We start from the raw sequence: 20,312 nt of genomic DNA on the forward strand, positions 1-20,312 counted from the left end.
GCCGGCCTGATTGATGGAGTTCCCCGTGACGGACCTTTTCCCCGCAGCCTTCGTCGACCGGCACATCGGTGCCCGCCGCGAAGCAGACATCAAGCACATGCTCAACGCCGTGGGCCTCGACAGCGTCGACGCCCTCGCGGCCGCGGCGGTCCCGGACAGCATCAAGCAGGACGCGCCGCTCCAGCTCGGCCGTGCCCTCAGCGAGCCCGAGGCGCTCGCCGCCCTGCGGGAGCTCGCCGGCAAGAACACCCCCCGCGTCCAGATGATCGGCCAGGGCTACTACGACACCGTGACGCCGCCGGTGATCCGCCGCAACATCGTCGAGGACCCCGCCTGGTACACGGCCTACACCCCCTACCAGCCCGAGATCTCCCAGGGCCGGCTCGAGGCCCTCCTGAACTTCCAGACCGCGGTCGAGGACCTGACCGGGCTCGAGATCGCCAACGCCTCCCTCCTCGACGAGGCCACCGCCGTGGTCGAGGCCGTGCTGCTCATGCGCCGCGCCAACAAGAACAAGGCGGCCGCCGGCGGCAAGACCGTCCTCGACGCCGACCTCTTCCCGCAGTCGATCGCGATCGTCAAGGGCCGCGCCGAGGCGCTCGGCTTCGAGGTCGAGGTCGCGGACCTGTCCGCGGGCCTGCCCGAGGGGCCGATCAACGGCATCGTCCTCCAGCAGCCGGGCGCGTCCGGTCTGGTGGCCGACGCGACGGGGCTCATCGCCGAGGCCAAGGAGCGCGGCGCCATGGTCACGGTCGCCGCCGACCTGCTCGCCCTCACGCTCATCAAGTCCCCGGGGGAGCAGGGGGCCGACATCGCGGTCGGCAGCGCCCAGCGCTTCGGCGTCCCGCTCTTCTACGGCGGCCCCCACGCCGCCTTCATGTCCGTCCACAAGGGCCTCGAGCGGCAGCTTCCCGGCCGCCTCGTCGGCGTGTCGAAGGACGACGCCGGTGTCCCCGCCTACCGCCTCGCGCTCCAGACCCGCGAGCAGCACATCCGCCGCGAGAAGGCCACCTCGAACATCTGCACCGCGCAGGCCCTCCTCGCCATCGTCGCCTCGATGTACGCCGTCTACCATGGCCCCGAGGGCCTCAAGGCCATCGCCGAGCGCACCCACGCCCACGCCCGCTCCCTCGCCGCCGCCCTCGAAAGTGCCGGCGTGGAGGTGGCCCACCGCAGCTTCTTCGACACCGTGACCGCCCGTGTGCTCGGCCGCGCCGCCGCGATCGTGGACAAGGCCGAGAAGGCCGGCGTGAACCTGCGCCTCGTCGACGCCGACACCGTGGGCATCTCGTGCGACGAGACCACGACGGCGGACCACGTCGCCACCGTCGCGGGCGTCTTCGGCGCCGGCGCTGCCGGAGACGGCCTCGACGCGCACGCAAGCAGCGAGGCGGCGGCCTTCGCGATCGAGACCCCGGCCGTGCGCACGAGCTCCTACCTCACGCACCCGGTGTTCCACGCCTACCGCTCCGAGACCCAGATGCTGCGCTACCTGCGCAGGCTCTCCGACCGCGACCTCGCGCTCGACCGCACCATGATCCCCCTCGGCTCGTGCACCATGAAGCTCAACGCCACGGTCGAGATGGAGGCCATCACCTGGCCCGAGTTCGCGGGCATCCACCCCTTCGCGCCGGACTCCCAGACCGCGGGCTGGCGCGAGCTCATCGCCGGCCTCGAGGCCGACCTCGCCGCGATCACCGGCTACGACCAGGTCTCGATTCAGCCCAACGCGGGCTCTCAGGGCGAGCTCGCCGGCCTGCTCGCCATCCGCGGCTACCACCACTCCCGCGGTGAGGCGCAGCGCGACGTCTGCCTCATCCCGGCCTCGGCCCACGGCACCAACGCGGCCTCCGCCGTCCTGGCCGGCATGAAGGTCGTCGTCGTGGCCACCGCCGCGGACGGGACCATCGACCACGCGGACCTCGAGGCCAAGATCGAGGCCAACCGGGAGAGCCTCGCGGCGATCATGATCACCTACCCCTCCACGCACGGGGTTTACGACGCCGACGTGCGCGAGGTGTGCGAGCTGGTCCACGCCGCCGGCGGCCAGGTCTACATCGACGGGGCCAACATGAACGCGCTGGTCGGCCTGGCCCAGCCCGGGAAGTTCGGCGGGGACGTCTCGCACCTGAACCTGCACAAGACGTTCTGCATCCCGCACGGCGGCGGCGGCCCCGGCGTCGGCCCGGTCGCGGCCCGCGCCCACCTCGCCCCGTTCATGCCCGGCGACGCCGCGGCGTGGCAGGGCGGCCCCGGCGAGCACGGAGTGCCCGTCTCGGCCTCGCGCTTCGGCTCGGCCGGCGTCCTGCCCATCTCCTGGGCCTACGTGAAGCTCATGGGCGGCGAGGGGCTCACCGAGGCCACGAAGTCCGCGCTGCTCGCGGCGAACTACATCGCCAAGCGCCTCGACTCCTCGTTCCCCGTCCTCTACACGGGCGAGGGCGGCCTCGTGGCCCACGAGTGCATCCTCGACCTCCGCGAGCTCACCGCCAAGACCGGCGTGACGGCGGAGGACGTGGCCAAGCGCCTCATCGACTACGGCTTCCACGCCCCGACGCTCGCGTTCCCGGTGGCCGGCACGCTCATGGTCGAGCCGACCGAGTCCGAGGACCTCGGCGAGATCGACCGCTTCATCGACGCGATGATCGCCATCCGCGCCGAGATCGACCAGGTGGGCGCGGGCGAATTCGCCGTGGCCGAGTCGCCGCTGCGCCGCGCCCCGCACACGGCCGCCGCCGTGGTCTCGACCGAGTGGGACCGCCCCTATACCCGCGAGCAGGCGGCGTTCCCCGGCAAGGTCCGCACGCAGGACAAGTACTTCGCCCCCGTCGGCCGGATCGACGGGGCAGCGGGCGACCGCAACCTCGTGTGCGCGTGCCCTCCCCTCGATGCGTTCGAGGACTGAGAGAGCACGCCGGAGAACCGCTAGGAGACTGCCATGACTGAGACCACCACCGAGAAGCGCACCGCTCTCTACGCCGAGCACGCGGCGCTCGGCGCCGCGTTCACCGACTTCGGCGGCTGGCAGATGCCGCTCAAGTACGGCTCGGAGCTCGCAGAGCACCGCGCCGTCCGCGACGCCGCGGGCCTGTTCGACCTCTCCCACATGGGCGAGGTCTGGGCCACCGGCCCCGGCGCCGCCGCGTTCCTCGACTACGCCCTCGTGGGCAAGCTCTCCGCGATCGCGGTGGGCAAGGCCAAGTACTCGCTCATCTGCGCCGAGGACGGCGGCATCATCGACGACCTCATCGTCTACCGCGTGGCGGAGGAGGACTTCCTCGTCGTCCCCAACGCGGGCAACGCGGCCACCGTCGCGGCGGAGCTCGCCTCCCGTCTCGAGGCGTTCACCGCGGCCGACGCCGGGGCGGCGGCCGGCGCCGTCGCCCTCCGCGACGCCTCGGCCGAGACCTCCCTCATTGCGGTCCAGGGCCCGAACGCCGAGGCGATCCTGCTCTCCGTGGCCGGCTCCGAGGACCACGAGGACATCCGCCAGCTCAAGTACTACGCCGGCATCGAGGCGACCATCGCGGGCGTGCCCGTCTTCCTGGCCCGCACCGGCTACACGGGCGAGGACGGCTTTGAGCTGTTCGTCGGCAACGAGCTCGCGGCCCAGCTCTGGGCGGCACTGCGCGAGGCGGGCCAGGCCCATGGCCTCATCCCGTGCGGCCTCGCCGCCCGCGACTCGCTCCGCCTCGAGGCCGGCATGCCGCTCTACGGCAACGAGCTCTCCCGCGAGGGCTCCCCGTTCTCGGCGGGCTTGGGCGGCGTCGTCGCCCTCACGTCCAAGGAGGGCGACTTCGTGGGCCGGGCAGCGCTCGAGGCGAAGAAGGCCGCCGGCGAGGGCACCACGAGCGGCCGCCGCCTCGTGGGCCTCAAGGGCCTGGGCCGCCGCGCCGCCCGCGCCCACTACCCGATCCTCAAGGACGGCGTGGTGGTCGGCGAGGTGACCTCCGGCCAGCCCAGCCCCACCCTGGGCTACCCCGTCGCGCTGGCCTACGTGGACATCGAGCACGCGGAAGTCGGCACCGCCCTCGACGCCGACCTGCGCGGCAAGGCCGAGCCGTTCGAGGTTGTCGCGCTGCCGTTCTACAAGCGCCAGAAGTAGGCCCGGCGCCGCCCGCGCCCCACCGATTTCCCTTCAGAGAAGAACAGGAACACCGCCCATGAGCAAGGTCCAGACCGGTCTCCGGTACTCCGAAGAGCACGAATGGCTCGACACCGACGCCGCCCCGGCGAAGATCGGCGTCTCCCAGGTCGCCGCAGACGCCCTCGGCGACGTCGTCTACCTCGACCTGCCCGAGGCCGGCAGCACGGTCAGCGCGGGGCAGACCTGCGGCGAGATCGAGTCCACCAAGAGCGTCTCCGACCTCTACTCGCCCGTCTCGGGCACCGTCGTCGAGGTCAACCAGGAGGCGATCGACAACCCCGCGCTGGTCAACGAGGACCCGTACGGCGCCGGCTGGCTCTTCACTGTCGAGGTCTCCGAGGAGGGCCCGCTCATGAGCGCCGAGGAGTACGCGGGCAAGAACGGCGGCGAGCTGTGAGCGCCGCACCCGTGCAGAGCGCCGGGACCGCCGCGTTCGAGCAGGTGCGCTCCGCCTCGCTCGACGCCGACCTCGCCGCCCTCGACCCTGAGATCGCCCAGCGCATCGACGCCGAGGCGGCCCGCCAGCGGGGCGGCCTGGAGATGATCGCCTCCGAGAACCACACCGCGGTCGCGGTCATGCAGGCCCAGGGCTCCGTGCTGACGAACAAGTACGCCGAGGGGTACCCGGGCAAGCGCTACTACGGCGGCTGCGAGCACGTGGACGTCATCGAGCAGCTCGCGATCGACCGGGCCAAGGCGCTCTTCGGCGCCGAGTTCGCCAACGTCCAGCCGCACTCGGGCGCCCAGGCGAACGCGTCGGTGATGCACGCGCTCATCAAGCCCGGCGACACGATCATGGGCCTGAACCTGGCCCACGGCGGCCACCTCACGCACGGGATGAAGATCAACTTCTCCGGCAAGCTCTACAACGTCATCCCGTACCAGGTCCGCGAGGACGACCACCGGATCGACATGGCCGAGGTCGCCCGCCTGGCCGAGGAGCACCGGCCCCAGCTCATCGTCGCCGGCTGGTCCGCCTACGCGCGCCAGCTGGACTTCGCCGAGTTCCGCCGCATCGCCGACTCTGTCGGCGCCTACCTCATGGTGGACATGGCGCACTTCGCCGGCCTCGTGGCCGTGGGCCTGCACCCCTCGCCCGTGCCGCACGCCCACGTGGTGACCTCCACGACCCACAAGACCCTGGCCGGGCCCCGCGGCGGGATCATCCTCACCAACGATCCCGCGATCGCCAAGAAGGTCAACTCGGCCGTGTTCCCGGGCCAGCAGGGCGGCCCCCTCGAACACGTGATCGCCGGCAAGGCCGTCGCGTTCAAGATCGCCGCCTCGGAGGAGTTCAAGGAGCGGATGGAGCGCGTGCTCGCCGGCGCCAGGATCCTCGCCGAGCGTCTCACCGCCGACGACGTCAGGGCCGCCGGCATCGGCGTCGTCTCGGGCGGCACGGACGTGCACCTGGTCCTCGTGGACCTGCGCCACGCCGCCCTGGACGGCCAGCAGGCCGAGGACCGCCTCGCGGCCATCGACATCACGGTCAACCGCAACGCCGTCCCGTTCGACCCGCGCCCGCCGATGGTGACCTCCGGCCTGCGCATCGGGACCCCGGCGCTCGCGACCCGCGGCTTCGGCGAGGCAGCCTTCCGCGAGGTCGCGGACATCATCGCCGAGGCCCTCATCGCGGGCCCGGACGAGGACCTCTCCGGCCTGAAGGCACGGGTGGACGCCCTCGCGGCGGCACACCCGCTCTACCCGGGGGTCGCCGACCTGGCATGACCCCGCGTGCGGGCCCGGCACGCCCGGGCCCGCACGGTCACCCTTTTTCCGAGGAAGGAGACACCGACGATGGCAGTCGGCGTTTTCGAACTGTTCTCCGTGGGCATCGGCCCGTCCAGCTCCCACACGGTGGGACCCATGCGCGCCGGCGCGGTGTTCGCGCGAGAGCTGCGCGAGCAGGGCTTCCTCGAACAAGTCGCCTCCCTCCGGGTTGACCTGTACGGCTCCCTCGCGGCGACCGGCCACGGGCACGGGACCTTCACCGCCGTGCTCCTGGGCCTGGAGGGCTTCGAGCCCGAGGAGATCCTGCCCGAGCAGGTCGAGGAGCGCCTCGCCTCGATCTCCGAGACCGGCAAGCTGAATCTCGCCGGCGGCAAGGTCCTCGAGTACTCGGTCGAGGAGATGGTCCTCCACCCGCTCACGGTGCTGCCTCGGCACACCAACGGGATGAAGTTCCAGGTCTTCGGGGCCCCGGGCCCCGATGGTTCAGCGGCCCCGCTGCACGAGGCGACGTTCTTCTCCGTGGGCGGCGGCTTCATTGTCCGCGAGGGCGAGGAGGACACCGCCCGCAAGGAGCTCGAGGAGTCCAAGAAGGAGCTCCCGTTCCCCTTCCGGACGGCGGCCGAGCTGCTCGGCCGGTGCTCCTCCAAGGGGCTGTCGATCAGCGACATCATGCTCGTGAACGAGAAGGCCTCCCGCTCCGAGGAAGAGATCCGTGAAGGCCTGCTGCACATCTGGGCGGTCATGGAGGCCTGCGTCGAGTCCAGCCTCAAGCGCGAGGGCCTGCTGCCAGGCGGCCTCAAGGTGCGCCGCCGCGCGCCGGACTGGCACGAGCGGCTCCTGAAGGAGGACAAGGACCGCGACGCCAAGTACTGGCAGGAGTGGGTGAACCTCATCGCCCTGGCCGTCAACGAGGAGAACGCCTCCGGCGGCCGCGTGGTGACGGCCCCCACGAACGGCGCCGCCGGCATCATCCCCGCGGTCCTGTACTACGCCCTCAACTATGCCCCGGGCATGGACAAGGCCACGCAGGAGGACAAGGACGAGGTCGTGGTGAAGTTCCTGCTCGCCGCCGGCGCCGTCGGCGTCCTGTACAAGGAGCAGGCCTCGATCTCCGGCGCGGAGGTGGGCTGCCAGGGCGAGGTGGGGTCGGCGTCGTCGATGGCCGCCGCCGGCCTGGCCGAGGTCATGGGCGGCACGCCGGCCCAGGTCGAGAACGCGGCCGAGATCGCCATGGAGCACAACCTCGGCCTCACGTGTGATCCGATCGGCGGCCTCGTGCAGGTGCCGTGCATCGAACGGAATGCGATCGCGGCGGCGAAGGCCATCAACGCCGCCAAGATGGCGCTCTGGGGCGACGGCACGCACCGCGTCTCCCTCGACGAGGTGATCGTGACCATGCGCGAGACCGGCAGGGACATGAGCCACAAGTACAAGGAGACCGCGATGGGCGGCCTCGCCGTCAACGTCGTGGAGTGCTGACCGCGGCCGTGGAGCGCTGACTGCGGCCGCACACGCCACAGGGGCGCCCCTCCTCGAGGGGCGCCCCTGTGCGTGGCCGTGCCGAGGCCTCAGAGCTCGTCGTGGCGGCCCTCGGAGACCTCCTCGAGGATCTTCGCGCAGAAGGCCTCGAGGTCACCGGGGTTGCGCGAGGTGGTGAGGCCGCGGTCCGTCACGACCTCCTCGTCGACCCAGTCCGCGCCCGCGTTCTTCAGGTCGCTCTCGAGGGAGGCGTAGGAGGTCATGCGGCGGCCCTCCACGAGCCCGGCCTCGATGAGGATCCACGGTGCGTGGCAGATCGCCGAGATCGGCTTGCCGGCCTCGGCGAACCCGCGCACGAGCTGCACGGCGTCCTTCTCGAGCCGCATGGTGTCCGCGTTGACCGTGCCGCCCGGCAGCACGAGCGCGTCGAAGTCCTCGACGCGGGCCTCGGCGAGCGGGACGTCCACCGGGAACGAGTCAGCGTGGTCCCAGTCGCCCTTCATCGCGGTGATCGTGCCCGATTCGGGGGAGACCAGGACGGGCTGGCCCCCAGCCTGCTCGACGGCCTTCCACGGCTCCGTGAGCTCTGCCTGCTCCACACCATTGGTGAGGAGGAACGCGACCTTCTTGCCTGTGATGTTGTGTGCCATGCCCAGCAGTTTCCCCGCGGCGCGCCGGGGCAAACGGCCCCGGCCGCCCACCGGGACGCACCCCGGTGGCCCGGCCCCGCCCGCCCACTGGCTAGACTGGCAGGGCCCGCTTCTGCGATCGAAGGGACCCCCCTACAGTGACCACCCTCTCCGCCCGCACCGCCGCTCGCTACGCCGCACGGTTCGCCCACGAGGAGGAAATCGCCCACTGGGACGAGCACGTCACCGCGAACCCGAACGGCGGGAACCTGCTGCAGTCGGAGGCCTTCGCCGCGGTCAAGGCGAACTTCGGTTGGAAGGTGCGCCACCTCGTGCTCGATCCGGTCGGCGCCAGCGAAGAAGCACGCCCCAGCTACAACCTTGTCCTCGAGAAGTCGATCCCCCTGCTGGGCCGGTTCTGGTACCTCATCAAGGGCCCGGACGTCGCCGGGATCGAGGAGGTCCCCGCGGCCCTCGCCGCGATCAAGGAGTTCGTGGCGCGCGAGCGGCTGGGCGTGTTCGCCGTCAAGATCGAGCCGGACATCGTCGACTCGGAGGAGGCTCGCGCCGCCCTCGCCGGCGCCGGACTCGTCAAGGTGCCCAACCTCCAGCCCAACGACTCGACCGCGATCCTGGACATCAGCCCCGAGCCCCGGCTCGTGCTCAAGAGCCTGCACTCCCGCGGCCGCAACGCCGTGCGCCGCGCCGAGCGGGAAGGCGTCGAGGTCGTCGAGGCCGAGCCGACCCTGGAGAACTACCGGACCATGCACGCGCTCATGACCGGGACGCTGAACGCGAAGTCGAACACCGGCGCGCGGGTGCGCGGCTTCGAGTACTACCGCCAGTTCTGGACCGAGTTCACCCGGCGGGGGCAGGGCCGGCTCTACTTCGTCTACGAGAACGGACGCCCCTCCGTGGGCGCGTTCGTGATCAACTACGGCCGCAAGGGCACCTACAAGGACGGCGGCTCCCTCCAGCAGCGCACCCAGTACGGAGACTCGCACCTGGTGCAGTGGACGGCCATCCTGAAGGCGAAGGAGCTCGGCTGCGTCGAGTACGACTTCTGCGGCACCCCTCCCGCGGACCGCCTCAAGGACACCTCCCACCCGTTCCACGGGCTCGGCCTGTTCAAGACCTCCTTCACCAAGACGGTGACCGATTTCGTGGGCTGCTGGGACTTCGTGATCGACCCGCTGCGCTACAGGGCGTGGGCCAGCGCGGGTGAGCGCGTGGCACGGCAGCTCTACACGCGCCGCACCGGCCAGCAGTTCTACTGATCCGACGTCTCTGATGGCTGACGCGGAGCACGGCGCCCACGGCGTGACTCGGGACGAGGGCGCGGACGGCTACGACGCCCATGGGGACATCCCCGCGGGCACCATTCCCCAGATCACGCCGGTGGCGTTCACCACCGCGCCCACCGGCGCCGCCACCGGCCCTGCGGCCGCGGCCGAGTCCGGCCCCACCGCCGATGCCGCCCCCGCCGCGGGCCCCGCCCTCGGTGAGCGGACGACGCCGGCCGGGCCGCCGCCGTCGTCCGTCCCGGCCCCCGCCGGGGTCACGCAGGCGCAGCAGGTGGCCCCGACCGTCCCGGAGCCGGTCGAGCCCGCGCCCGGAGCGGTGCCCCCGGCGACCCAGCAGATCAGTGCCTCGCAGGTCCGCGCCAACGCCGCGGCCAAGCGCGTGCTCGCGCGGCTCATGCGCGGCGAGAACCCGCCCACGGCGCCGATGAGCCTCGTGGAGCGCCTCGCCGGCAGCCCCTACGCGAACCCGACCATCCCGGCCGGCGCCCACGAGTCGGAGCGGCGCACGCTCGACTTCGCCCTCGAGCTCGCCGAGACCATGTTCCGCTACGGCGCCGGCGCGCTCGAGGTGGAGACGTCCATGATCGCCGTCACCACCGCCCTCGGGCTCCGCCACGTCGAGGTGGACATCACCAACCAGTCGGTGGCCATCAACCACGCCCCCAAGGACGGCACCCCGAGCACCCTGCTGCGCGTGGTGCGCTCGTGGACGAGCAACTACGCCGGGCTCGTGCTCGTGCACCAGCTCGTGACCGAGATCGCGGCCGGGGGCGTGGGGCTGAACGAGGCCTCGCGCCGGCTCCAGGGGATCGCGCGGCGGGCCAAGCCCTTCCCCAAGTGGTCCGTCACGGTCGCGTTCGGCATGTTCGCGGCGCTCTTCGTGGGCGTGCTCGGCGGCGGCCAGCTGGCCTCGCTCATCGCGTTCGGCTCCAACCTGCTCGTCTCGCTCGTGTGGCGGGTCCTCGGCCGGTGGCGCGTGCCGGACTTCTTCGTCACGATGGCCAGCTCGTTCCTCGTGACGATCATCGCCCTGATGCTCTTCGCCGTGCACCTGCCCATCGCGCCCGCGATCGTGGTGGTGGGGGGCATCCTGCTGCTGCTGCCGACGGCCCGGCTCGTCTCGGCGACGCAGGACGCGATCAACGGCTTCCCCGTGACCGCCGCGGGCCGGTACCTCTCGGCCTTCCTGACGTTCGCCGCGCTCGTGGCCGGCATCGCCGTCGCCTCGGCGGTGGGGGAGATGCTCGGCATCGCCCGGATCAACGTCACGGAGACCTTCCCTGCCGCGTACCCCTACCCGGTGGAGGTGCTGATGATCGGCGCCTCGGTGGCGGCGATCGCGGTCACCGAGCAGACGTCCCGACGCCTCGTGCTGCCCACCGCGGCGGTCGGCGTCGTCGGCTACCTCGCACTGACGGGGGTGGGGCTCCTCGGGGTCGGGGACCGGCTCGCCCCGGCCGCCTCCGCCGTGGTCATGGGCTTCCTGGCACGGATCGTGGCGCTGCGGCTCGGGGCGCCCCAGCTCGTCGTCGCGGTCCCGGCCGCCCTCATCCTGCTGCCCGGCCTGACGATCTTCCGCTCGATGTACGTGGCGACCGTGGACGCCTCGCAGATCACGGCCGGCGCCGGCGGGATGCTCACGGCCATGGCGATCATCCTGGCCGCCGCGGCCGGCGTGGTGCTCGGAGACAACCTCGCGCGCCCCTTCACCCGCAGCGCCACCTCGCTCGAGCGTCGCCGCCGGTCCCGGCGCCGCTAGACCTTGCCGACCGGCAGCTTCTTCTCCGCCTGGAACTGGTCCTCGGCGCGGCCGTGCGCCCAGTAGCCGGACAGGGAGAGCTTCTCGCGCGGCACCCCGCGCTCCTTGAAGACGGCGCGCAGCTCCTTCATGGCCCCGCGCTCACCGTGGGCGAACACGCTCGGCGTCCCCTCCGGCCACTCGGCCTCGGCCACGGCCTCGGCAAGGACCAGGGTCTCGCCCGCCGGGCTGCCGTCCCGGGAGAGCCAGCGGACCTCCACGCCCTCCGGTGCCCGAAGCTCCACGGTCTCCTCGGCCGAGGCGACCTCGAGGAACGCGAGGCCCCGCGCGGCGGCGGGGAGCGCCTCGAGGGCCGCGGCGACGGCGGGGAGGGCGGACTCGTCGCCCGCGAACAGGTGCCACTCGGCTTCCGGATCGGGGGAGTAGGCGCCGCCGGGGCCCGAGCACACGAGCCGGTCGCCCGGGCGCGCCGCCGCGGCCCAGGGGCCCGCGAGGCCCTCGTCGCCGTGCACCACGAAGTCGATGGCGAGCTCGCCGGCCGCGGCGTCGAACCACCGCACGGTGTAGGTGCGGGTCACGGGCCACGCGGACCGCGGCAGCGAGGCCTTCAGGACGTCGAGGTCCACGGGGCCCTCGGGCCAGGCCCCGCCCGGCAGGGCGTGCGGGAAGGCGATCTTGACGTACTTGTCCGTGAACCCGTTGTCCGCGAACGCGGCGAATCCCGGGCCGCCGGCGACCACGCGGACCAGATGCGGGCTCAGCTGCTCGGTGCGCACCACCACGAGGTCGAGGGTCGGGCGGGTCCTCGGGGCCGGCGCGGCCGCGGGGGCTGCTGCCTGGGCGCCCGGCTGGGCCGCCCCCTCTGCTGGCGAAGTCATGCCGCCCAGACTACCGGCCGCCCGCGCGCCTCCCGCGGCACATGACGCCCCTCACACGAGACGGGGCTGCCGGAGCGCCCTACGCCCAGCGCACCGGCGCAGCCCCCTGCGCCGCGAGCAGCTCGTTGGCCCGGCTGAACGGCCGAGAGCCGAAGAACCCCCGGGAGGCGCTCAGCGGCGAGGGGTGCGCGGAGGCGACGACCGGCGTCGTCCCCAGCAGGGGCACCACCGACTGGGCGTCCCTGCCCCAGAGGATGGCCACGAGGGGCGCGCCGCGCTCGGCGACGGCGCGCACGGCGGCGTCGGTGACGCGTTCCCATCCGAGCCGCCGGTGCGACCCCGCGGCGCCGGCGCGCACCGAGAGGACCCTGTTCAGCAGCAGGACCCCCTCGTCGGCCCACCGGGAGAGGTCGCCCGTGGCGGGCGCCGGGACGCCGAGGTCCGCGGAGAGCTCGCGGAAGATGTTCGCGAGGCTGCGCGGGAGCGGGCTCACCGCGGGGCTGCACGCGAACGAGAGCCCGATCGCGTGGCCGGGTGTGGGGTAGGGGTCCTGGCCCAGCACGAGGACCCTGACCTCGCCCAGGGGCCGGCTGAACGCCCGCAGCAGGCGCGACGGGGCCGGGAGGATGCAGCCGCCGTCGTGGGCCTCCGCGGCGAGGGCGCGCAGGGCCGAGCGGAGCGTCGGCTCACAGGCCGAGAGCGCGGGGACCCAGTCGGGGTGGACGAGGTCCGCCAGCGGCGCGGCGGACATCGCCTCGAGGGTGCGGGCGTCCTCGGCGCACGACGCCGGCGCCTCGCCGCCCGCGTCCGGGCCGCCGGAGGCCTCGGGCAGGTCGAAGAGCGGTTCGGCGTCCATCACGCGAGCCAGTGTGCCAGAGATGCCGGGGCGGCGCGCCCCGGGCGGAGAATGACAGAGCTGTAGTTCCCGCTTAAACTGGAAGCCATGTCGTCAGCAGCAGCACACCACGCCCATGCCTTCGACGACGCCGTCGACCACGGGCCCGCGCCCGCGTCCGCCGAGCAGGAGGACACCCAGGCGGGCCGTCCGGCCGGGGGACTGACCGAGCGGGAGATCCAGATGCTCGCCCTCGAACGCGGCTGGTGGAAGTACGCCGGCGCCAAGGAGCAGGCCATCCGCGAGCTGTTCGACCTCTCCGCGACCCACTACTACCAGCTGCTCAACGCCCTCATCGACACCGAGGACGCGCTGGCGCACGATCCGATGCTGGTCAAGCGGTTGCGTAGACTGAGGACGTCGCGGCAGCGCGCGCGCACTGCCCGCCGGCTCGGCGGCGGCGCCTGACGCTGCGCGCCGTCCCCAGCCGGCCACCGACAAGGACCTGACGCACGCATGAACACCTATCCCCGCGACGAATTCGACGCTGTCCCCGAGGCGCCGCGCCGGCAGGGTGTGCACCGGACCCGTGACGAGAGCGTCCCGGACGACGGACCCAGCCCCTCCGGCCGGGGGCTGCGGTGGATCCTCGCCGCCGGCATCCTCGCCCTCGTCATCGGCGCCGTGTCCTTCTTCGTGCTGCCGCGGCTGGGCCTCTCCGGCCAGCCTGCGGCCGCGTCCGCCGCCACCTCGCCCGCAGCGTCCGCCGCGCCGAGCGCCTCCGCCCAGGGGAAGCCGTCCGCGGCCCCGAGCCAGGCGTCCTCGCCCGCGGCCCCCACCGCCACCCCCACCCCCACCGCCACCCCCACCGCCACCCCCACGGCCTCGGCCGGAGCCGACCCGTCCCTCGAGGTGGGCGTCTACAACGCGACCTCCACCGCGGGCCTGGGCAACCGGGTCGCGGCCACCGCGCGCGCGGCCGGGTGGTCCGTCTCCACCGTCGGCAACTGGAGCGGCGCCCCCGTCGACGGCCCTGTCGTCTACTACCGCTCGGCCGCGGACGCCGCCTCGGCGCAGGCCCTCGCGGCCGCGGTCGGCGTCCGGACGGTCCTCCAGGCTCCCGCGCTCGGGCTGCCGCTCGCCGTGGTGATCGGACCCGGGTACACCGGGTGAGCAGGCGGGCACCGAAGGCCAGGGCCGCGGCGGTCGCCGGGGTCCTCGCCCTCGGCCTGTCCGCCACCGCGTGCGGTGCCACCGGCGAGGCCCGCACCGCCCACCCTTCGCCATCCGGGGACGGCGTGCTGCGCCTCGGCCTCCTCCTCGACTCGACCGGCGACTCGGCGTACCTCAACGACGCCCAGCGGGCCGCCGTGGTCCTCGCCGTCCAGCAGGCGAACGCCGCGGGCGGCTACGGCGGCAAGCCCGTGGAACTGCTCCCGGTCCAGCCCGGGTCGGACACCGCCGCCGAGTCCCGCCGCCTGGCCCAGACCGGCGCCGACGCCGTGATCGGCCCGACAGACTCGAGCCGCGCGCCCGCCGCGATCGACGTGCTCTCGAAGGCCAAGGTCCCGCTCATCTCGCCGGCGAACAGGGCCGCCGCACTGACCGGCTACCGCAGCGGCGGGTTCTACTTCCGCACCTCGGCACCGGAGGGCGCCGAGGGGGCCGCCCTCGTGGAGCTCGCCCGGCGGTCCGGGGCGAAGCGCATCGCGGTCCTCCATCAGGCCGGCGACCACGGGAAGGCCGAGGCGGACGCCGCCTCGGCGGCCGCCCGCGCCGCGGGCGTGGCCGAGTCCGGCAGCGCCGAGTTCACCGGGCACTCCGCCGGGGCCGCCGCCGCTGCGGCGAAGGGTGCCGACGCGGTCCTCGTCATCGGTCAGGGCGACGGCCAGGCGATCCTCGCGAGCGTGGCGGACGCCGGGGTCCCGGGCTCGAAGCTCCTGCTCTCGAGCGGCGTCTACGGCCGCTACGGCTCGGCCCTCGCCGACCATGCGCTCGACGGCGCCCGCGCGCTCGTTCCCGGGGTGTACCCGACCCCCGAGTTCCAGGCCGACCTCCTCGAGCATGCGCCGGACCTGAAGGACCTGACCTTCGCCGGCGAGGCCTACGACGCGGCCTCGCTCGCGATCCTCGCCGCGGGCGCCGCGAAGGACGACGGCGGGGCCTCCATCGCCTCCAAGCTCATCGACGTCTCGGGCGGGGACGTGGCCGGTGCCATGGAGGGGAACCGCCAGAAGTGCACCGGGCTTCCAGCCTGCCTCGCGCTGCAGGCCAAGGGGACGCCCGTGGACTACGAGGGCCAGTCCGGGCCGATCAGCTTCGACGAGCACGGCGACGTCACCACCGCCCGCTTCATGGCCTTCACCTACGGCGCCGACAACCAGCCCGTCCGGGACGGCGACGTCACGGTCGCGCGATAGCCTTCGCGCCGGGCGTACAGGCTCGCCTGCGCTTGCACTCGGGGTGGGTGAGTGCTAATTATGGACCTAGCACTCCGGCGTCCAGACTGCTAAAGCGGTGTGGTCGCGGGGGCAGGATCACCTCGCTGGGGTGAGGCGTAGGCCGCCGTGGGAACGGGGGCCGCCGCCGGCCGTCGCGGGCGCTGCAGCAGGTGGCCTACCGACACACACGTCCCGAAAGGACCTCAAGCCGTCATGGCCAAGATCATTGCATTCGACGAGGAGGCCCGTCGCGGCCTCGAGCGCGGCCTGAACCAGCTGGCCGACGCTGTCAAGGTCACCCTCGGCCCGCGCGGCCGCAACGTCGTCCTCGAGAAGAAGTGGGGCGCCCCCACGATCACCAACGATGGCGTCTCCATCGCCAAGGAGATCGAGCTCGACGACCCGTACGAGAAGATCGGCGCCGAGCTCGTCAAGGAGGTCGCCAAGAAGACCGACGACGTCGCTGGCGACGGCACCACGACCGCCACCGTCCTCGCCCAGGCCCTCGTGAAGGAAGGCCTCCGCAACGTCGCCGCCGGCGCCGACCCGCTCTCGCTCAAGCGCGGCATCGAGAAGGCCGTCGACGCCGTCACGGCCGCACTGCTCGAGTCCGCCAAGGAGATCGAGACCAAGGAGGAGATCGCGGCCACCGCGTCCATCTCCGCCGGCGACACCCAGATCGGCGAGCTCATCTCCGAGGCCCTCGACAAGGTGGGCAAGGAGGGCGTCATCACCGTCGAGGAGTCCAACACCTTCGGCCTCGAGCTCGAGCTCACCGAGGGCATGCGCTTCGACAAGGGCTACCTCTCCGCGTACTTCGTCACCGACGCCGAGCGCCAGGAGACGGTCCTCGAGGATCCCTACATCCTCATCGTGAACTCCAAGATCTCCTCGGTGAAGGACCTCGTCGCGGTCCTCGAGCGCGTCATGCAGGCCAACAAGCCGCTCCTCATCATCGCCGAGGACGTCGAGGGCGAGGCCCTGGCCACGCTCATCGTCAACAAGCTCAAGGGCACCTTCAAGTCCGTCGCCGTCAAGGCCCCGGGCTTCGGCGACCGCCGCAAGGCCATGCTCACCGACATCGCGATCCTCACCGGTGGCCAGGTCATCGCCGAGGAGGTCGGCCTCAAGCTCGAGAACGCCACGCTCGACCTGCTCGGCAAGGCCCGCAAGGTCGTCGTGACCAAGGACGAGACCACGATCGTCGAGGGTGCCGGCGACGCCGAGCAGATCGCCGGCCGCGTGTCCCAGATCCGCGCCGAGATCGAGAACTCCGACTCGGACTACGACCGCGAGAAGCTCCAGGAGCGCCTCGCCAAGCTCGCCGGCGGCGTGGCCGTCATCAAGGCGGGCGCGGCCACCGAGGTCGAGCTCAAGGAGCGCAAGCACCGCATCGAGGACGCCGTCCGCAACGCGAAGGCTGCCGTCGAGGAGGGCATCGTCGCCGGCGGTGGCGTGGCCCTCATCCAGGCCGGCGCCAAGGCGTTCGCCAACCTCAACCTCGAGGGTGACGAGGCCACCGGCGCCAACATCGTCAAGGTCGCCATCGAGGCCCCGCTGAAGCAGATCGCCTTCAACGCCGGCCTCGAGCCGGGCGTCGTCGCGGACAAGGTCCGCGGCCTGCCCGCCGGCCACGGCCTCAACGCCGCCACCGGCGTGTACGAGGACCTCCTGGCCGCCGGCGTCAACGACCCGGTCAAGGTGACCCGCTCTGCGCTGCAGAACGCCGCCTCGATCGCCGGCCTGTTCCTCACCACCGAGGCCGTCGTGGCCGACAAGCCGGAGAAGGCCGCCCCGGCCATGCCCGGCGGCGACGACATGGGCGGCATGGGCGGCTTCTGATCCGCTAGCCTCCCCACCCGTTTCGGGTACAGATCTCGTCGCGGTTCTGCCCTTTCGGGTACGCGACGGCTCTGATGGACGACGGCGGGGTCCCCACTTCGGTGGGGGCCCCGCCGTCGGCGTTCCAGGAGTGAGGGCCGGGGCCCACTGGCCGTTCAGCCCGGGCGGCTCAGCCCTCCGAGGTGCCCTGGTGGAAGCGGAGGCGCCACCGGCCGTCGGTGCGCTGCCACAGCGACGAGCGCAGCGCCGAGCCCGTGCCGTTGACGGTGCGGTACACGACCTGGACGAGGTCGCTGCCGAGGGGCACGGCGTCCACGAGCTCGAAGCGCACGTGCGACTCGGGGGCCGCCACGAGCTCCTCGATGAGCTCCTCGCGTCCCCAGAGGCGGCCGGAGGCCCCGATCTCGCGGTACTCAGGGTGGAGGAGGAAGGCCAGCTGGCCGTAGTCGCCCCGGACGTCCGGATCGAGGAGCTCCTGCTCGAGCTCGACGACCGCCTCGACATCCCGCGCCCGCTCGGGCTGCTCAGGCTCCGCGGCGATCGCGTCGAAGAGTTCGGCCTGCTCGGGGACCGTGCCGAGGCCGAGCTCGCCCGAGGCCCCGGCGCCGCCGAGCGACGCGCCCCGGTCCGCCGGCCGCTGGCGGGCCGCCGCGGACGAGGGTGCCGGGGAACGCACGGCCCCTGCCTCGCCGCCGAACCCGGGGCCCTCGAGGGGGGCCCGTCCCGACTGGTACGCCAGCGCCACGGCGCGGGCCTTCGTGTCCGCAGCCTCGTTGAGCGGATGCCCGGCGTGGCCCTTGACCCACTCGAAGGTGTAGTTCCGGCCCGCGAGCTCCGCGTCGATCTGGCTCAGGAGGTCGACGTTGAGGACCGGCTTGCCGTCGGCCTTCTTCCAGCCCCGGCGCTTCCACCCTGGCATCCACTTGGTCACGCAGTTGATCACGTACTGGCTGTCGCACAGGATCCGGAGGGGTTCCTGGCCGAGGGCGGCGGTGGACCGGAAGAGGTCGAGCACGGCCATGAGCTCGCCCTGGTTGTTGGTCCCGTGCGGCCACCCGCCGGCATGCCACGTCTCCTCGTCGATGTACCAGGCCCAGCCGGCAGGTCCAGGGTTGCCGAGGGCCGAGCCGTCCGCGGCGGCAGTGATCGTCATGGAACCATCCTGCCAGAGAGCGCGCCCCGGGCCCGCGGCCCCGCCCTGCCCCAGCTGCGGGCAGGGCGGGGCCGCGGGCGGAAGCGATGCCGCGGCCCTCAGCCGGCGAAGCGCTGGGCGTTGCTCGCCTCGATGTCGCCGTACGCGCTGCCTGCGCTGCGCAGGGCGGCGCCGATCTGGCCGAGCGAGGCCTCGACCTGTGCCTGGGTCCGGGCCCAGTCGGCGACGAGGGCCTGGAAGCTGTTGGAGGCATGGCCCTCCCAGCTGGCGCGCAGGTTCTCGAGGTTGTTCCGCATCGACTGCACCTCCGCCCGTACGCGCTCGGAGGTCGCGAGTACCGCCTGGGCACTCGAGCTGATGGCCTCGGTGTCCACCTTCATGATTGCCATGGTTGTCCGCCTTTTCGATGGGGCCGCGGCCGGTCCGCGCCGTCCCTTCCGACCCTAGGCAGCGCGGGTGGCCGCCGCAGCGCCCGCCCGCGCTATGTGGACAACTCGGCACCGCCGGCACCTCAGCGGGCGGCACCGGCTGCGGCCGCAGCGCCGCCCCCCCCGAGTACCTCCTCAGCGGGGGAGGTGGCCGCCGGCGCCGCCGCCCGCCGTCGTGGGCTCGGAGCCCGCCGCGCCGGCCCGGTCAGCACCGGACGGGGGCTCCGCGGGCCGTTCCGGCAGGACGACGTACGGCAGCTCGATGACGAAGGTGGAGCCGCCGCCGGGGGTGTCGTGGTGCCGGACGGTGCCGTGGTGGGAGCCGACGATCGCGGCCACGATCGCCAGGCCGAGGCCCGTGCCGCCGGTGTCCCTGGTCCGGGACGAGTCCGCGCGGTAGAAGCGCTCGAAGATCTTCGCCGCGTCCTTCTCCCCGATCCCGGGCCCGTGGTCGCGCAGCTCGAGGACCGCCACGGCCTGCGGCCCGGCGCCGCGCGTCCCCACCGCCACCTCGAGCGGCGAGCCGGGCGGCGTGTACTGCAGCGCATTGCCCACGATGTTCCCCACGACCTGGCGGATCCTCGCCTCGTCCCCGAGGGTGGGTGCGGGGGCCGGGGTGTCCCTGTCGAGCCCCACGAGGCGCACGGTGCGGTCGGGCGCCGTGGCCCGCATGTCCACCACCGCGTCGTGGCCGATCGGCAGGAGGTCCAGCGGCTTGAGCGTGAGGGGCCGCTGCTCGTCGAGGCGTGCGAGGGTCAGGAGGTCCTCGACCATGGCGCCCATGCGCTTGGCCTCGCTCTCGATCCGGCCCATCGCCGTCGCGACGTCCTCGGGCTTGGCCAGGGCGCCGTGGCGGTAGAGCTCTGAGAAGCCCCGGATCGTCACGAGCGGGGTCCGCAGCTCATGGGAGGCGTCGGAGATGAAGCGGCGCATCCGCGCCTCCGAGGCCATGCGCGCCTGGAAGGCGACCTCGATGTGGGCGAGCATCGCATTCAGGGAGGTGGACAGGCGCCCGAGCTCGGTGCCGGGCGCCTCCTCGTCGACGCGCTGGGAGAGGTCCCCCGCGGCGATCGCGGCCGCCGTCTTCTCCACGCGCCGCAGGGGCCGGAAGGCGCGGGTGACCGTCCAGGTGGCGATCGCGAAGACGAGGGCGAGGGTCACGATCCCCACCCCGGCCGTGAGCCCGAGGGTGTGCTGGATCGCGTCCTCGACTTCGGTGAGCGGCAGGGCGATGACGATCGTCGCCGGCGTGTTGGAGGCCACGATGCGCACGGGGATCGCGGTATAGCGCCAGTCGACGGAGCTGACGGTGCCGCGGACCTCGCGGATCTCGCCGTGCTGCTGCATGGCGCGCGCCTCGTCAGGGGTGATCGAGGGGATGTCCGGGCGCCCGATCGACTGGTCGGGCGAGTAGTAGAAGCTCGGCGTGCCGCCCTGCGGGTAGATCACCAGGACGTAGTCCTGCGGGATCATCGGGTTGGCCGTGGTCAGCAGGTCGATGTCCTGGTTGTTCCTAGCGAACTCGGAAGCGTTGTCGAGGCGGGCGTCGAGCTGCCCCACGAGGTAGGTGCGCAGCTGGGTCACGGTGGCTGCCGCCGTCAGGAAGATGGCGCCCGTGAGCAGCACCATCATGATCGCGACGAGCTGCGTGCGCAGCGACGCCCGCTTCCAGGCAGCCAGCACGCG

17 protein-coding genes are annotated in these 20,312 nt (G+C 72.8%); 11 read left to right on the forward strand and 6 right to left on the reverse strand.

What is annotated here, in order from left to right:
* Positions 1-13 precede the first annotated feature (13 nt).
* The 5 genes from gcvP (at position 14) to SA2016_RS05250 (ending at position 7,357) form a co-directional block, all read left to right on the forward strand.
* The gene (gcvP, locus tag SA2016_RS05230) at positions 14-2,905 is read left to right on the forward strand and encodes an aminomethyl-transferring glycine dehydrogenase (RefSeq protein WP_066496162.1); all 2,892 of its coding nucleotides are present in this window, start codon (positions 14-16) and stop codon (positions 2,903-2,905) included.
* Positions 2,906-2,938: 33 nt separating this feature from the next.
* Entirely contained in the window at positions 2,939-4,105 is a 1,167-nt protein-coding gene (gene gcvT, locus SA2016_RS05235) for a glycine cleavage system aminomethyltransferase GcvT (RefSeq protein ID WP_066496164.1), read from the forward strand.
* A 58-nt stretch (positions 4,106-4,163) separates the two neighbouring features.
* Positions 4,164-4,544, forward strand: coding sequence for a glycine cleavage system protein GcvH (gcvH, locus tag SA2016_RS05240; protein ID WP_066496166.1), 381 nt, complete (start codon positions 4,164-4,166; stop codon positions 4,542-4,544).
* Positions 4,541-5,875, forward strand: a complete 1,335-nt coding sequence (gene glyA / locus SA2016_RS05245) for a serine hydroxymethyltransferase (protein ID WP_066496168.1) — start codon at positions 4,541-4,543, stop codon at positions 5,873-5,875. Before gcvH ends, glyA begins: the two co-directional genes overlap by 4 nt.
* A 69-nt stretch (positions 5,876-5,944) precedes the next feature.
* Positions 5,945-7,357 carry an L-serine ammonia-lyase gene (locus SA2016_RS05250; protein WP_066496173.1) on the forward strand — a complete coding sequence of 471 codons (1,413 nt, stop codon included), beginning with the start codon at positions 5,945-5,947 and terminating at the stop codon, positions 7,355-7,357.
* An 89-nt stretch (positions 7,358-7,446) separates the two neighbouring features.
* Here the strand turns inward: SA2016_RS05250 and SA2016_RS05255 are convergent, their stop codons facing one another.
* A complete protein-coding gene (locus tag SA2016_RS05255) occupies positions 7,447-8,007 on the reverse strand; it encodes a type 1 glutamine amidotransferase domain-containing protein (protein WP_066496175.1) in 561 nt (186 codons plus the stop codon).
* A gap of 137 nt (positions 8,008-8,144) precedes the next feature.
* Here SA2016_RS05255 and SA2016_RS05260 point away from each other — a divergent pair, with 137 nt between their 5' ends.
* The gene (locus SA2016_RS05260; protein WP_066496183.1) at positions 8,145-9,263 is read left to right on the forward strand and encodes a lipid II:glycine glycyltransferase FemX; all 1,119 of its coding nucleotides are present in this window, start codon (positions 8,145-8,147) and stop codon (positions 9,261-9,263) included.
* A gap of 13 nt (positions 9,264-9,276) precedes the next feature.
* A complete protein-coding gene (locus SA2016_RS05265; protein WP_244932830.1) occupies positions 9,277-11,049 on the forward strand; it encodes a threonine/serine exporter family protein in 1,773 nt (590 codons plus the stop codon).
* On the opposite strand, the gene SA2016_RS05270 is transcribed toward SA2016_RS05265, so the two are convergent.
* Entirely contained in the window at positions 11,046-11,927 is an 882-nt protein-coding gene (locus tag SA2016_RS05270) for a siderophore-interacting protein (RefSeq protein ID WP_066496184.1), read from the reverse strand. The genes SA2016_RS05265 and SA2016_RS05270 overlap by 4 nt on opposite strands.
* Before the next feature lie 79 nt (positions 11,928-12,006).
* Complete coding sequence (locus tag SA2016_RS05275) at positions 12,007-12,783, reverse strand: uracil-DNA glycosylase (protein ID WP_371326657.1); 777 nt, start codon at positions 12,781-12,783, stop codon at positions 12,007-12,009.
* An 87-nt stretch (positions 12,784-12,870) separates the two neighbouring features.
* On the opposite strand from SA2016_RS05275, the gene SA2016_RS05280 reads away from it, so the two are divergent.
* The 4 genes from SA2016_RS05280 (at position 12,871) to groL (ending at position 17,045) form a co-directional block, all read left to right on the forward strand.
* Positions 12,871-13,230 carry a DUF3263 domain-containing protein gene (locus tag SA2016_RS05280; protein ID WP_066496186.1) on the forward strand — a complete coding sequence of 120 codons (360 nt, stop codon included), beginning with the start codon at positions 12,871-12,873 and terminating at the stop codon, positions 13,228-13,230.
* Between the two features lie 48 nt (positions 13,231-13,278).
* Positions 13,279-13,935, forward strand: a complete 657-nt coding sequence (locus tag SA2016_RS05285) for a LytR C-terminal domain-containing protein (protein WP_066496187.1) — start codon at positions 13,279-13,281, stop codon at positions 13,933-13,935.
* Positions 13,932-15,182, forward strand: a complete 1,251-nt coding sequence (locus SA2016_RS05290) for an ABC transporter substrate-binding protein (RefSeq protein WP_066496189.1) — start codon at positions 13,932-13,934, stop codon at positions 15,180-15,182. The genes SA2016_RS05285 and SA2016_RS05290 overlap by 4 nt, the downstream gene beginning before the upstream one ends.
* A gap of 234 nt (positions 15,183-15,416) precedes the next feature.
* Positions 15,417-17,045, forward strand: a complete 1,629-nt coding sequence (gene groL, locus SA2016_RS05295) for a chaperonin GroEL (RefSeq protein ID WP_066496194.1) — start codon at positions 15,417-15,419, stop codon at positions 17,043-17,045.
* Positions 17,046-17,214: 169 nt separating this feature from the next.
* Here the strand turns inward: groL and SA2016_RS05300 are convergent, their stop codons facing one another.
* The 3 genes from SA2016_RS05300 to SA2016_RS05310 form a co-directional block, all read right to left on the reverse strand.
* Positions 17,215-18,198, reverse strand: coding sequence for a ribonuclease HI family protein (locus SA2016_RS05300; protein ID WP_066496198.1), 984 nt, complete (start codon positions 18,196-18,198; stop codon positions 17,215-17,217).
* 98 nt (positions 18,199-18,296) lie between these two features.
* Positions 18,297-18,587 (reverse strand): WXG100 family type VII secretion target, encoded by a 291-nt coding sequence (locus tag SA2016_RS05305; protein WP_066496200.1) that lies wholly within the window; start codon positions 18,585-18,587, stop codon positions 18,297-18,299.
* A 174-nt stretch (positions 18,588-18,761) separates the two neighbouring features.
* Positions 18,762-20,309, reverse strand: a complete 1,548-nt coding sequence (locus SA2016_RS05310) for a sensor histidine kinase (protein ID WP_174835477.1) — start codon at positions 20,307-20,309, stop codon at positions 18,762-18,764.
* Between the last annotated feature and the right edge of the window lie 3 nt (positions 20,310-20,312).

It is taken from the genome of Sinomonas atrocyanea (assembly GCF_001577305.1).
Classification (GTDB): Bacteria; Actinomycetota; Actinomycetes; order Actinomycetales; family Micrococcaceae; genus Sinomonas; species Sinomonas atrocyanea.